10 protein-coding genes are annotated in these 13,126 nt (G+C 61.5%); 7 read left to right on the top strand and 3 right to left on the bottom strand.

The window, feature by feature from the left end; genetic code table 11:
* Nucleotides 1-487 precede the first annotated feature (487 nt).
* The gene (locus ACZ6WW_RS11320) at nt 488-3,487 is read left to right on the top strand and encodes a TonB-dependent receptor (protein ID WP_465274270.1); all 3,000 of its coding nucleotides are present in this window, start codon (nt 488-490) and stop codon (nt 3,485-3,487) included.
* Nucleotides 3,488-3,862: 375 nt separating this feature from the next.
* The gene (locus ACZ6WW_RS11325) at nt 3,863-4,489 is read left to right on the top strand and encodes a hypothetical protein (protein ID WP_465274271.1); all 627 of its coding nucleotides are present in this window, start codon (nt 3,863-3,865) and stop codon (nt 4,487-4,489) included.
* Nucleotides 4,490-4,595: 106 nt separating this feature from the next.
* On the opposite strand, the gene ACZ6WW_RS11330 is transcribed toward ACZ6WW_RS11325, so the two are convergent.
* Entirely contained in the window at nt 4,596-5,348 is a 753-nt protein-coding gene (locus ACZ6WW_RS11330; RefSeq protein WP_281851083.1) for a GntR family transcriptional regulator, read from the bottom strand.
* Nucleotides 5,349-5,564: 216 nt separating this feature from the next.
* On the opposite strand from ACZ6WW_RS11330, the gene zwf reads away from it, so the two are divergent.
* The 4 genes from zwf (at nt 5,565) to eda (ending at nt 10,479) form a co-directional block, all read left to right on the top strand.
* Complete coding sequence (gene zwf, locus ACZ6WW_RS11335) at nt 5,565-7,040, top strand: glucose-6-phosphate dehydrogenase (protein ID WP_465274499.1); 1,476 nt, start codon at nt 5,565-5,567, stop codon at nt 7,038-7,040.
* A gap of 138 nt (nt 7,041-7,178) precedes the next feature.
* Nucleotides 7,179-7,892 carry a 6-phosphogluconolactonase gene (pgl, locus tag ACZ6WW_RS11340; protein ID WP_465274272.1) on the top strand — a complete coding sequence of 238 codons (714 nt, stop codon included), beginning with the start codon at nt 7,179-7,181 and terminating at the stop codon, nt 7,890-7,892.
* A gap of 94 nt (nt 7,893-7,986) precedes the next feature.
* Nucleotides 7,987-9,807: a phosphogluconate dehydratase gene (gene edd / locus ACZ6WW_RS11345; protein WP_465274273.1), complete on the top strand. Its 1,821-nt coding sequence runs from the start codon at nt 7,987-7,989 to the stop codon at nt 9,805-9,807.
* Between the two features lie 18 nt (nt 9,808-9,825).
* Nucleotides 9,826-10,479: a bifunctional 4-hydroxy-2-oxoglutarate aldolase/2-dehydro-3-deoxy-phosphogluconate aldolase gene (gene eda / locus ACZ6WW_RS11350; protein ID WP_465274274.1), complete on the top strand. Its 654-nt coding sequence runs from the start codon at nt 9,826-9,828 to the stop codon at nt 10,477-10,479.
* Nucleotides 10,480-10,701: 222 nt separating this feature from the next.
* On the opposite strand, the gene ACZ6WW_RS11355 is transcribed toward eda, so the two are convergent.
* Nucleotides 10,702-10,917, bottom strand: a complete 216-nt coding sequence (locus tag ACZ6WW_RS11355) for a DUF3820 family protein (protein WP_465274275.1) — start codon at nt 10,915-10,917, stop codon at nt 10,702-10,704.
* Between the two features lie 79 nt (nt 10,918-10,996).
* On the opposite strand from ACZ6WW_RS11355, the gene ACZ6WW_RS11360 reads away from it, so the two are divergent.
* Nucleotides 10,997-12,592, top strand: a complete 1,596-nt coding sequence (locus ACZ6WW_RS11360; protein WP_465274276.1) for an MFS transporter — start codon at nt 10,997-10,999, stop codon at nt 12,590-12,592.
* A 215-nt stretch (nt 12,593-12,807) separates the two neighbouring features.
* On the opposite strand, the gene ACZ6WW_RS11365 is transcribed toward ACZ6WW_RS11360, so the two are convergent.
* On the bottom strand, nt 12,808-13,110 hold the full coding sequence (locus ACZ6WW_RS11365) for a DUF1272 domain-containing protein (protein ID WP_465274277.1): 303 nt from the start codon (nt 13,108-13,110) through the stop codon (nt 12,808-12,810).
* Nucleotides 13,111-13,126: the final 16 nt, after the last annotated feature.

Below are 13,126 nucleotides of genomic sequence, written 5' to 3' on the forward strand. Positions count from 1 at the left end.
CGACTGTATGGCCGCGCGTGATCGAACGAATGTGCTGCTAGTAGGGGGCCGGCACGCCATTCGCTCCCTCATCTGGCCGCTCAGGCTCTCCCTGCGACACGCAGACATTTTTCGCGGCTGTGTGATCGGCGAGGCAGTTTCTGATGAAAGTATTCGGCATTAAATTACGTTAAGGCGGCTATTTCAGCAGGTACTTGCCGTTGCGCGTCTCGCACATAAATATTTGAAATAAAACAAATTATAAGAAAGTGCGTGGCGCGATTGTCGCTTAAAAGTGCGAAATTCATAAAATTTATGTTGACGCCTGCAAGTTCTTGCCCCTATGTTCGGCAAGCAAATCGCGAAAGCTTGCGAACGGGTGTTGGCATGGGGATGTCTCTCCACAGCGATGTGGGCCGCTCGCATACGGGAACAACTCGAAGTCCAGCGATGAGCTCTTGGGCATGTCTGTGCCCGCATCTGAACCGTTTTTGGGGAGAGCACTTGAATGAGTAAGAACCGAATTTTCGGGCGGACGTCTCTGTGGCGTCAGACCGCTTTAGCGGCCGCCCTGACGATGAGCCTGTCCGGCATCGTCCATGCGCAGTCCAATGCTTCTGGCGTGATCTTCGGCCATGCCGATTCCGCTCCGGGCGGCACGGTGCATCTGGAAAACATCGACACCGGTCTGGTCCGCGATATTTCTGTCGACCAGAGTGGCCGTTACCGCGCCTCGTCGCTGCCGATCGGCCGCTACAAGGTCAGCCTGATCAAGGACGGCGCGACCATCGAGTCGCGTAACGACGTGCAGGTCCAGGTCGGTACCGGTACCGATGTGAGCTTCGCCGCCGCCAGCGCGGCTGGTGCGCAGAACCTCGAAGGCATCCAGGTCGTTGCCAACGCCTTGCCGGCCATCGACGTGTCGTCGGTCGACTCGCGTACCGTGCTGACATCCGAAGTGCTGCAGAAGGTGCCGGTGGCTCGTAACGTCACGGCCGCCGCATTGCTGGCGCCGGGTACGGTGCTGGGCGACTCGCGTTACGGCAACGTCGCCTCGTTCGGCGGCGCGTCCGCCGCGGAAAACCAGTACTACGTCAACGGCTTCTCGGTCACCAACGCATTGACCAACGTCGGCCTGGCGCAGCTGCCGTTCGACGCGATCGATCAGCAGCAGGTGTACACCGGTGGTTATGGCGCCGAATATGGCCGTTCGACCGGCGGCGTGGTGAACATCATCACCAAGCGCGGTACGAACGAGTGGAAGGCCGGCGTCATGGCGCTGTGGATTCCCAAGTTCCTGCGCTCCGATCCGCGCAACATCATCCAGCCTTCCGACAACTCCTTGTTCCAGTATCGCAATCAGAACAAGTCGTGGACCACCGAGTACGGCGCCTACATCAGCGGTCCGCTGATCAAGGACAAGCTGTTCATGTACTTGACCGGTGACTTCACCAAGCAGGAAGGCAAGACGATCGGCTCGGCTACCGCACAGCAGGTCTCCTACTACAGCGTGAAATCGCCGCGCTGGTTGGGCAAGATCGACTGGAACATCACCGACAGCCACATCCTGGAATTGACGGGCTTCTCGGATAAGACCAACGAGACCGATCAGATCTACGCCTACAGCTACAGCCCGCTCGGTCAGGGTGTGAAGCGCGGTTCGGTCGACCTGAAGAACTACTCGGTCGGCACCAATACGAACTACCAGCCCGGTGGTGACTTCTACATCGGCAAGTACACCGGTTATCTCACCGATAACCTGACCATCAATGCGTTGTATGGCCGTAGCAAGTCCGAGCACGAGCAGGTGCCGACCTCGGCCGGCGGCGGCGCGTGCCCGATCGTCAGCGGTCAATACAACAACGGCAGCGGCACCCTGGTGCGTCCGCCGGCTTGCTACCTGATCGGCACCTTGCTTGCGCCGGGTGCGCAAGACAAGACCCACGGCTGGCGCTTCGACGTCGAATACCGCCTGGGTAGCCATGACCTGCGCGCCGGTCTGGATAACCAGACGCTCGAGTCGTACTCGGGTACCTCCTACGAGTCGAACGAGCGCTACATCTACACGCTGGCTCCGGCGAGCGGGCAGATTGCCGGTCGTCCGGACATCCAGTTCCCTGCCGGCACGCTGAACTACGTCGACTATCGCGTATTCAAGGCCGCCGCCAACGTCAAGGTGGAACAGGAAGCGCAGTTCGTCGAAGACCACTGGCAGGTCACCGATCGCTGGCTGGCGTACATCGGCCTGCGTAACGAGCAGTTCAACAACTTCAACGGTGGTGGCGATTCCTACGCCAAGCAGCGCCATCAGCTGGCTCCGCGCCTGGGTGTGACCTGGGACGTGTTCGGCGACTCCTCGCTGAAGGTCTACGCCAACGCCGGTCGCTATCACCTGGCCGTGCCGTCCAACGTCGCTATTCGCGGTGCTTCGGCGTCGACCTATAGCAGCCAGTACGGCACCTTCACGGGCGTTGACGCGGAAGGTCGTCCGGTCAATTTCGTCCCGTATGGCCAGGTGCGTTACCTCAACGCTGCCGACGGCACCACGCCTGACCCGCGTACGGTGGCGGCCAAGGGCCTGGGCGCGTACTACCAGGATGAATACATCCTCGGTTTCGACAAGCAGCTGGCGACCAACTGGACCTTCGGTGCGAAAGCGATCTATCGCAACCTGAAGAACATCATCGACGACATGTGCGATTCGCGTCCGTTCCTGGCCTATGCAAAGGCGAACGGTATCAACATGGACAACGCGGTCCTGAACGGCTGCTACCTGTTCAATCCGGGCAAGGGTAACGACTTCCTGGTAGACGTTACCGGCAAGGGTGATTTCCGTGAGTTCAAGTTGTCCAAGAAGGACCTTGGCTTCCCGGATCTGAAGCGCAAGTACCTCGCTTTGGACATGTACCTGGAGCACCAGTTCTCCGACAAGTGGTACGGCAAGGTCGAGTACGTGCTTTCGCATAGCTTCGGTAACTCCGAAGGTCTGCTGAAGTCCGATATCGGTCAGGCCGATCCGTCGGTGACGCAGGACTGGGATGCGCCGGAACTGATGTTCGGCGCCAACGGTCCGCTGCCGAACGACCGTCGTCATCAGTTGAAGGCCTATGGCTGGTACCAGGCGAGTGCGGAATGGCTGGTTGGCGCGAACGTCGCTGTTTTCTCGGGACGTCCGCGTAACTGCATCGGTGTCGCCCCGGGCGATCCGATCAACTACGGCGAGGCTTACTTCTATTGCGAGGGCAAGATCGCAACGCGTGGTTCGCGCGGCCGTACGCCCTGGTCCTATCAGCTGGATCTGAGCGCCCAGTACAAGCCGCATTGGGCAGGTGACAACCTGATGTTGGAAGTCAATGTCTTCAACGTGCTCAACAGCCAGCGCGAGCTGAGCCGCCAGGATCTGGGCGAAACCGACGTCGGCGTGCCCGATCCGGTCTACAACCGTCCGATCAGCTTCCAGGCGCCGCGTTACGTGCAGCTGCAAGCACGTTACGACTTCTCGCTGTAATCAGTACAAAGCGCGCCGGAAGGATTTCCGGCGCGCCTCCCCAAGTTTCGCCGCCGGCCCTCCGGCGGTTTTTTTTGGTTGCAATCTCAAGACTGGAAGTTCACGACCTATCGAATTCAGCGGAAAGGACCGCCGCGGTCTGAAGTCTCTAAACGGTCCTGATGAACTTAAAATCTGAAGGAGTAGAGAATGTCTCGATACACTACGATCGCCTTTTCGTTGGCTCTCATGGTCTGGAGCGGCGCAAGCTTGGCAGGGAAAGGTTGCGACGACGTCTTTCCCTGTACAACGGGTGGCGCGTGGTACTCGGATCCAGGTGGCGTACCTGGGACTCGTGATGGACTCACCCATCCAGGGAGTGGAGATCAAGTACCGATGCTGACCAACGGCCGCTATGTAGGTATTGCCGCCACTGGAGCAACAACCGGTACGACCTACCAAGCAGTGGACGCTTATGGCGCGGCATCGTCGGTGATGCAAAAAAATCTTTCCAATAATTGGCTAAACGGGGCCATGTACGATTTCAGTAGCGTGGCTGTTCCCGTGGTTCCTGCCGGCCAGACGCATCAAGTGGTATTTCCAAGCTATGCCACGACATCGGGAAATGTTGTCTCCAACAGCCTCCTGGAAGGACCCACAAGTCTTGCGGATACCACCACCGTTACTGGGCCGACCCCCTATACCCTGACCGTATCGCTGAACAAGGCGACCCCTCTTTCAGTGCATATGCAACATGTCGCGAGCAACGGCGCTGTAGCGGATTTTGACATTACGGCAGCGAGTAACTTCAGCGGTAATTTCAATCTATCTGCCAACAATGGTCATGTGACCTTAACGGGCATCGCATCGCACCAGGACAATGGTTCTGTGTCATCGACGGTGGTGGCGTTCGATTTTGGTGTTGCCAACACTACGGCTGTGGAGAGCTACATCATCATCCATACCATCGAGTACGCGAGCGGTAAGGATTATTGGCGAGTCAACAAGGCGATACAGTTCTAAAGACTAGCGATTGCCGCCGATTCTCCGGCGGCAATTCTCCGATCAGAAATGAACTGCTAAATGTACCGCTAGTGCATTGAACTTGGATGATGCCGGCGTGCAGTCTCTAATCCGTCTGCAACTCGGCAACAAAGTCATAGATATCGCCCCGATACCACGACGTGGTGAACTCCACCACGCGGCCATCGTCGAGAAAGCCGCGGCGCTCGATATTGAGACCGGCGCTGCCGGTGGCGACATGCAGCAGGCGCGCCTGTTGCGCACCCAGCGATACCGCACGCAGGCGCTGCAGGGCGCGGCGCGGGCGGCTGCCGGATTTCTCCAGCGCTTCGTACAGCGAGTCGTGCACGATCATCGGATCGGGCAGCACGCTGGCCGGCACGACGCTGCGTTCGATCGCCAGCGGCTCGTCCACCGCATAGCGCACGCGGTGCAGGCGCACCACCAGCACGCCGGGTGACAGATTCAACGCCATCGATTCTTCCGGCGTGACTTCGCCGATGCTGCGTTCGAAGAACTCCGAGCGCGGATGCAGGCCGCGTGCGCGCAGGTCTTCGGTAAAACTGGTCAGGCGCGACATCGGCTTGACGATGCGCTCGGCGACAAAGGTGCCGGCGCCGTGCCGCTGGGTCAGCAGGCCTTCTTCGACCAGGCCGGCGATCGCCTTGCGCACGGTCACGCGTGACAGGTTCAGTACGCGCGATAGGTCGCGCTCGCTAGGTAAGGCCTGCCCCGGTTCGATGTCGCGGTGCTCGACGATGTTGCGAATCGCCCGGCGCAGGCGCAGATAGGCCAGCGGCTGGTTGGTTGCCGGGTCGTCGCAAAGACGGCGGTATTCGGTAGCCAGGGCGGTTTCCATGTTGCACACGATACCAATGACCATACCACTAGGGCAACTGGCGCGCTTTCATGCCGTTGACGGCGGATACCAGCTCCGGCTTGGCCAGCGGAGCGGCCTGGGCCGGCGATTTATCGCGTGAAAACGCCTAGCACCATCTGGTATTTCACTGGTACGATCAGCCGTGTCCGGCCGTGGCACCCGGCTACGGCCAAGCATCGCATCGAGGATTTCGAAGTGACGGCTTCCCCTCCGGTCGACCCATTCGACCTGGTGATTTTCGGCGGTACGGGCGACCTGGCCCTGCGCAAGCTCATTCCCGCCATGTTCCACCGCTTTCTGGACGGCCAGATCCCGTCCGAGAGCCGCATCATCGGCATCGCCCGCGAGGCGACCGACGACGCCGGTTACCGCGACACGCTGCAAAAAGCCTTGATCGACGGTGGCGGCGACAAGCAGAAGATCGACACCTTTCTCAAGCAGGTCCACTACCGCTCGCTCGACGCGAAGAAGGACGAGGGCTGGGACGATTTCGCGCAGCTGATCGCCGAACAGGCCGATCACATCCGCGTGTTCTACCTGTCCACCTCGCCCGAACTCTTCACCCATATCTGCAACCGCCTGGGTGCACACGAGCTCAACAAGGGCAAGTCGCGCGTGGTGCTGGAAAAGCCGATCGGTCACGACCTGGCCAGCGCCAACGAGATCAACGAAGACGTCGCGCGCGTGTTCGACGAATCGCAGACCTTCCGCATCGATCATTACCTCGGCAAGGAAACGGTGCAGAACCTGCTCGCATTGCGTTTCGGCAATGCGCTGTTCGAGCCGCTGTGGAACGCCGAGCATATCGATCACGTGCAGATCACCGTGTCCGAGACACTGGGCGTGGGCCGTCGTGGTTCGTACTACGACCACTCCGGCGCGCTGCGCGACATGGTGCAGAACCATATCCTGCAATTGCTTTGCATGGTCGCGATGGAGCCGCCCGGCTCGCTGGCGCCCAATGCCTTGCGCGACGAGAAGCTGAAAGTGCTCAACGCGCTCAAGCACATCGACAGCAGCAACGCAGCGCAGCTCACCGTGCGCGGCCAGTACCGCGCAGGCGCCTCCGAAGGCAAGAGCGTGCCCGGCTATGTCGAAGAGCTCGGCGAGGGCAAGAAGTCCAATACCGAGACCTTTGTCGCCATCAAGGCCGAAATCGCCAACTGGCGCTGGGCCGGCGTGCCGTTCTATCTGCGCACCGGTAAGCGCTTGCCGGCACGTCTGTCGGAAATCGTGGTGGCGTTCAAGCATGTGCCGCATTCGATCTTCGACGCATCCGCCGGCACGCTGGCGCAGAACCGGCTGGTATTGCGTCTGCAGCCCGACGAAGGCGTGAAGCTGTGGCTGACCATCAAGCATCCGGGTCCAGGCGGCCTGCGTCTGCGTCATGTGCCGCTGGACATGAGCTTTGCCGAAGCGTTTGGCGTACAGCAGCCCGATGCCTATGAGCGCTTGCTGCTCGATGTGGTGCGCGGTAACCCGACCTTGTTCATGCGCAGCGACGAAGTGGTCGCGGCATGGCGTTGGGCCGATCCGATCCTCGCGGCCTGGGCGGCCAGTGGCGAAGCGCCGCGAGCCTACCAGGCCGGCACATGGGGACCGAGCGCTGCCGTGGCGCTGATCGAGCGCGATGGCCGCACCTGGAACGAAGACAGCGAAGACGAAGAATAAGGTCGAGGCACGTGCCGGTGGAGTTTCCCTCGGCTTCACCGGCACGTTGCATCGGCCTGCCTACACTGGATGGCACCAACCGTAGAACGTGGTGCCGTCTCTCGCTTTTCCGTAGCTAAACGTTTGAACAGCCGCGTCATGCCCGATACGTTGAACATCACCGACCATAGCTTTACCGACTGCCACGCGTTGGCGAAGGCCTTTTCCGAGCGCGTCGCCGAACAGCTACGCGAAGCCATCTCTACGCGCGGTCAGGCGCTGTTGGCCGTGTCGGGCGGCAGCACGCCCAAGCATTTCTTCGAGCAACTGTCGCGACAGAAGCTGGACTGGGCCAAGGTATCGATTGCCCTGGTGGACGAGCGCTGGGTGCCCGAGTCGAGCGAGCGCTCGAACGCGCGCCTGGTGAAGTCGATGTTGCTGCAACACGAGGCTTCGGCCGCACAGTTCATCCCCTTGTACGCCAACGCGCCGACGCCGGAAGCCGGACTGCCGGCGGTGAAAGCGCGCGTGGCCTCGCTGCCGTTTCCGTTCGACGTGGTCATCCTCGGCATGGGTGGTGACGGCCATACGGCATCGTTCTTTCCCGGTGGCGATCGCTTGAGCGAAGCGCTGGATCTCAAGAGCGGCTTGCTGGTGGTACCGATGCGCGCCAAGGGTGCCGAGGAGCCACGCATCACGTTCAGCCTGCCCGCCTTGCTCGATACGCACGCGCTGTATCTGCATATCGAAGGCGACGCCAAGCGCGAGGTGTTGAACGAGGCTCGCGCTGGTACCGGCAAAGGCGCCGACTATCCGGTGCGTGCCGTGCTTGCCCAGCAGCGCACGCCGATCTCGGTTTACTGGTGCCCGTAAGCCGGGCCTGAACATCGACGGGCGCAGTCGCAACGGGTATCGGTCCGCAAGGCCCGCGTTTCCTACACCTTATTGAATGAATTGGATCGTCAGCATGAGCAGTCTGCATCCCGTAATCGCCGAAGTGACCGAGCGTCTGCGCGAACGCAGCCGCGCCAGTCGCGAACGGTATCTGGCCAAGATAGCGGCGGCCGGCGGCGAAGGCGGCACGCATCGCGAACGGTTGTCCTGCGGCAATCTCGCGCACGGCTTCGCCGCCTGCGAACCACACGACAAGGCGGCGCTGCGCGCGGGCCGCGCGCCGAATCTGGGCATCATCAATGCCTATAACGACATGCTGTCCGCGCATCAGCCGTACGAACGCTATCCGGCATTCATTCGCGAAGTCGCCCGCCAGGCCGGCGTGACCGCGCAGGTAGCCGGCGGCGTGCCGGCGATGTGCGATGGCGTGACGCAAGGCCGTCCCGGCATGGAGATGTCGCTGTTCTCGCGCGACCTCATCGCGATGGCCACGGCGGTCTCGCTGTCGCACGACATGTTCGATGGCACGGTGTACCTGGGTATCTGCGACAAGATCGTGCCGGGCCTGTTGATCGGTGCGTTGAGCTTTGGCCATCTGCCGGGCATCTTCATTCCCTCCGGTCCGATGCCCAGCGGCATTACCAATGAGCAGAAGTCCAAGGTGCGCCAGGCGTTTGCCGAAGGCAAGGCCGGTCGTGCCGAACTGTTGGAGGCGGAAGCGGCGGCCTATCATGCGCCCGGTACCTGTACGTTCTACGGCACCGCCAACTCCAATCAGATGCTGATGGAGATCATGGGCCTGCATCTGCCCGGCTCGAGCTTCGTCGCACCCGATACACCACTGCGCGATGTGCTCACGGCCGAAGCCGTGCGCCGCGTTGCCGCGCTGAGCCAACCGGGTGAGCAGCATCTGCCGATTGGCCATATCGTCGACGAGAAAGCCGTGATCAACGGCGTGATCGGTTTGCACGCCACCGGCGGTTCGACCAATCATTTGCTGCACCTGGTTGCGATTGCGCGCGCCGCGGGTGTGGAACTGCGCTGGGACGATTTCGATGCCTTGTCTTCGGTGATCCCGTTGCTGGCGCGCGTGTATCCGAACGGCTACGCCGACGTCAATCAGTTCCACGACGCCGGCGGCATGGGCTTCCTGATCGATCAGTTGCTCGGTGCCGGCCTGATGCATGCCGATGTGCGTACGGTGTTCGGCACCGGTATGGACGGCTATACGCAGATTCCCGAGCTGGACAACACCGGCAAGTTGCACTGGAAGCCGGTGTCGAAGGAAAGCGGTAATCGCGGCGTGCTGCGTCAGGCGTCCGAACCGTTCCGTGCCGACGGCGGCCTGCGCATGCTCGAAGGCAATATCGGTCGCGCGGTAATCAAGGTGTCGTCCGTGCCGGACGATCGCCAGATCATCGAGGCGCCGGCCGTGGTGTTCGACGACCAGGACGATGTGCGTCGCGCCTTCGAGCGCGGCGAGCTCAATCGCGATTTCATCGCGGTCGTGCGCTTTCAGGGGCCGCAGGCGATCGGCATGCCCGAGCTGCACAAGCTCACACCGACCTTGTCGGTACTGCAGGATCGTGGCCATCGCATCGCCTTGTTGACGGATGGCCGCATGTCGGGCGCGTCCGGGCGTGTGCCCGCGGCGATTCATGTCACTCCCGAAGCGGCGGCTGGCGGCAGCATCGCCAAGATTCGCGATGGCGACATGATCCGACTCGATGCCGTAGCCGGCACGGTCGATGTGTTGATCGAACCGTCCGAATTCGCCGCGCGCATGCCGGCGACGTCCGACCTTTCCAAACATCATGTCGGAATGGGCCGCGAGCTGTTCGCGCTATTCCGCCAGGCGTCTACTACGGCCGATCTCGGCGCGGGCGTTGTCTAAACTTTGATGGAGTCAACTGTGAGCAACGCGATCGAAAACAAGCAGGCCCAGGTCGAAACCACCATGCGCCTTGCCGCAGTGATCCCGGTGGTGATCATCGACGACGCCAAGGCCGCCGTGCCGATGGCGCGCGCGCTGGTTGCCGGCGGCATTCCGGCAATCGAAGTGACGCTGCGCACACCGGCAGCACTCGACGCGATCCGTGCGATTGCCGCCGAGGTCGAAGGCGCGGTGATCGGTGTCGGCACGGTACTGAGCGAGAAAGATCTGAAAGCCGCCGAGCAGGCGGGTGCGCGTTTTGCCGTGTCGCCGGGCGTGTCGCCGCGTCTGCTCGATGCAGCCGATGATTCCGCGCTGCCGTTGCTGCCTGGCGCGGCGACCGCGTCCGAAGCGATGAGCTTGCTCGAGCGCGGCTATCGGTTCCTGAAATTCTTCCCGGCCGTGCCTGCTGGTGGCGCCAAGCTGCTCGGTGCCTGGGCCAGCCCGCTGCCGCAGATTCGTTTCTGTCCCACCGGTGGCATCAGCCTGAGCAATGCGCAGGATTTCCTGACGTTGCCGAACGTGCTTTGCGTGGGCGGCTCGTGGCTGACGCCGGCGGACAAGCTCAAGAGTGGCGACTGGGCGGGTATCGAGTTGCTGGCGCGCGAGGCTGCGGCGTTGCGGAAGGTGTGAGAAAGGAGGGTCTCTAAAACCCCCCTCCTAGTCGTCATCCCGGCGCAGGCCGGGATCCAGTGGCTTCGGCTTCCAGTTTTCGCGAGGGAGCACATGCCTGTTAGCTCTTGCGATAGCCGAACGTAAAGTCACTGGGTCCCGGCCTACGCCGGGATGACGATAATGGAGACTGAGGTTACTGGAGGTTCTCTTCAGGCGCGACCACACATCGCCAAACCTTCCTTACCGCCGTTTCCGCAACGGATCGAGCAGCGACTTCAAGCCGTTGTGATCAAGCTCGAAAGCCAGCGCAAGCAGGGTTCCCAGGTCGCCGGGCGGAAATCCCTTGCGGGAGAACCACGCCAGATACGGGCCCGGCAAGTCGCCAATCAGCCGGCCCTGGTATTTGCCATAAGGCATGGTGACAGTCACCAATCGCTGTAGATCTTCCGCTTTCATTCCCCGATTTTACAGACTTGCTCGCCACACGGTCGCCACGGAGTAATCTCCCACCCGATCGATCACCCGTGGTGCAGTCATGAGCCAGATCGGAAAACCTCCCTGCGACAATGGCGTCATCCTGACTGGCGAAGCGGCAAAGCCGTGTGCCGCACCTTCGCGGCGCTGGACCCTGGTCGCGGCGATTCTCGGCTCCAGCCTGGCCTTTATCGACGGCACCGTGGTCAACGTTGCGCTTCCGTCCATTCAAAGAGAGATGGGCGCGACCGTGTCGGACGCCCAGTGGATCATGGAATCGTATGCGTTGTTCCTGGCATCGTTTCTGTTGGTGGGAGGCGTGCTTGGTGATCGCTTTGGCCGCAAGCGCATCTTCATGATCGGCATCGGCCTGTTCACGCTGGCCTCGATCGGTTGTTCGCTGTCGAGCACGGTTGGATGGCTGATTGCGGCAAGAGCCATCCAGGGCATAGGCGCCGCGCTCCTCGTGCCGGGGAGCCTTGCCTTGATCAGCGCGACGTTTCCGCAGTCGGAGCGTGGCGCGGCGATCGGTACATGGTCTGCCTTTAGCGGGATCACCGCTGCGATCGGGCCGGTGATTGGCGGTTTCCTGGTCGATCACTACTCGTGGACCTGGGCTTTTCTGGTGAATGTTCCTGTTGGCGTCGTGCTGCTTTTGATCTGCATGACGAAAGTCCCCGAGAGCCACGGCGCTGCCAGTCGCAGCCGCATCGATGTGATGGGCGCCAGTCTGGCCACGATTGGACTGGCGGGTATCGTGTTTGCGCTTATCGAGGCGCCGTCTCGAGGCTGGTCGGCGACGCCGATCTGGGCGTCAACGGCGATCGGTATCGTCGCGCTGCTGTTGTTCGTTCGCGTGGAAGCGCGTGGCGCTGCACCGATGTTGCCGCTGGGGTTGTTTCGCGACCGCAACTTCACCGGTGCGAACGTACTCACTCTCCTCCTCTATGCCGCGCTCGGCGGCAGCCTGTTTTTTCTTCCGCTCGACCTGATCCAGGTGCAAGGCTATAGCGCGACAGCGGCGGGAGCGGCGTTTCTACCTTTCATTGCCATCATGTTTACCTTGTCCCGCTGGGCAGGAACGCTCGTCGATGTATTCGGCGCCAAGCTGCCGCTGGTCACCGGCCCGGTCATAGCCGCGATCGGGTTTGCGCTGTTTACCCGGCCGACGATCGACAGCAACTACTGGACGATGTTCTTTCCCGCCATCTGCGTGCTTGGGCTGGGCATGAGCATTACGGTGGCGCCCTTGACCACGACGGTGATGAACGCGTTCGGCACCGAGCTGGCCGGTACCGCTTCGGGCATCAATAACGCGGTATCGCGTGTCGCTGCGCTGTTGGCCATTGCGTTGTTTGGCGTAGTCCTGACTCAGACGTTCAACGCAAGCTTGAGCACCGGCCTTGCCTCGCTGCAAGCGCCGACGGATCTGGTGTCTTCGGTCATGGCGCAGCAGCAGAAGCTGGCAGGGATCGTGGTGCCTGAGGGTTATCCGGCCGCCACGGTGGACGAGGTGAGGCGCGTCATAAGCCGGTCCTTTGTTGTCGGGTTTCGCTGGGTGATGCTGATTTGTGCCGCGCTTGCTTTGTTGAGTGCTTTCAGTGCCTGGATGTTTATCCAGGGGGAGATGCGGTGGCGTCCAAAGAGTCTTACCTGAAGACAGTCTCGAAACATCCCTAGCCGTCATCCCGGCGCAGGCCGGGATCCAGTGGCTTCGGTTTCCGATTTTCGCGATAGAGCAGATGCTTGTTAACTCTCGCGATAACCGACCACAAAGTCACTGGATCCCGGCCTACGCCGGGATGACGAGAGGAAAGATTGAGGTTCTCGACATCCACTGACGTCGCGCCACAAAAAAGGACAGCTTTTCGGCTACCGCCTCTCCGGCGGAATATCCTCCACTTCCGCCACTAGCTGCGCATGCGCCACCAGATCCACCGGCTGGTGCGTGACCTTTCGGGTGGCCGGATACTTCCCCAGATACGGTCCATGCCAATCGTGCGCCGGCCGCACCGGTCGGGGTGTAAATCCGCCGCCGCAATTCGGGCAGACGTTGTGCAGCAGCTCCACGCAGCTATGGCAGAACGTGCATTCGAACGAACAGATCATCGCGTCGGACGACTCTGGCGGCAGGGCTTTGTTGCAGTGTTCGCAGGTGGGACGAAGTTCGAGCACGACGCGCCTCCGGTGG

The sequence above is a fragment of the Dyella sp. NPDC103356 genome (assembly GCF_055584465.1).

Bases quoted from the DNA above. Each gene is read 5' to 3' on its own strand.
- pgl (WP_465274272.1), top strand. From the start codon at position 7,179: ATGCCCGATACGTTGAACATCACCGACCATAGCTTTACCGACTGCCAC.
- ACZ6WW_RS11330 (WP_281851083.1), bottom strand. From the start codon at position 5,348: ATGGAAACCGCCCTGGCTACCGAATACCGCCGTCTTTGCGACGACCCG.
- ACZ6WW_RS11360 (WP_465274276.1), top strand. From the start codon at position 10,997: ATGAGCCAGATCGGAAAACCTCCCTGCGACAATGGCGTCATCCTGACT.
- ACZ6WW_RS11320 (WP_465274270.1), top strand. From the start codon at position 488: ATGAGTAAGAACCGAATTTTCGGGCGGACGTCTCTGTGGCGTCAGACC.
- ACZ6WW_RS11325 (WP_465274271.1), top strand. From the start codon at position 3,863: ATGCTGACCAACGGCCGCTATGTAGGTATTGCCGCCACTGGAGCAACA.
- edd (WP_465274273.1), top strand. From the start codon at position 7,987: ATGAGCAGTCTGCATCCCGTAATCGCCGAAGTGACCGAGCGTCTGCGC.
- ACZ6WW_RS11355 (WP_465274275.1), bottom strand. From the start codon at position 10,917: ATGAAAGCGGAAGATCTACAGCGATTGGTGACTGTCACCATGCCTTAT.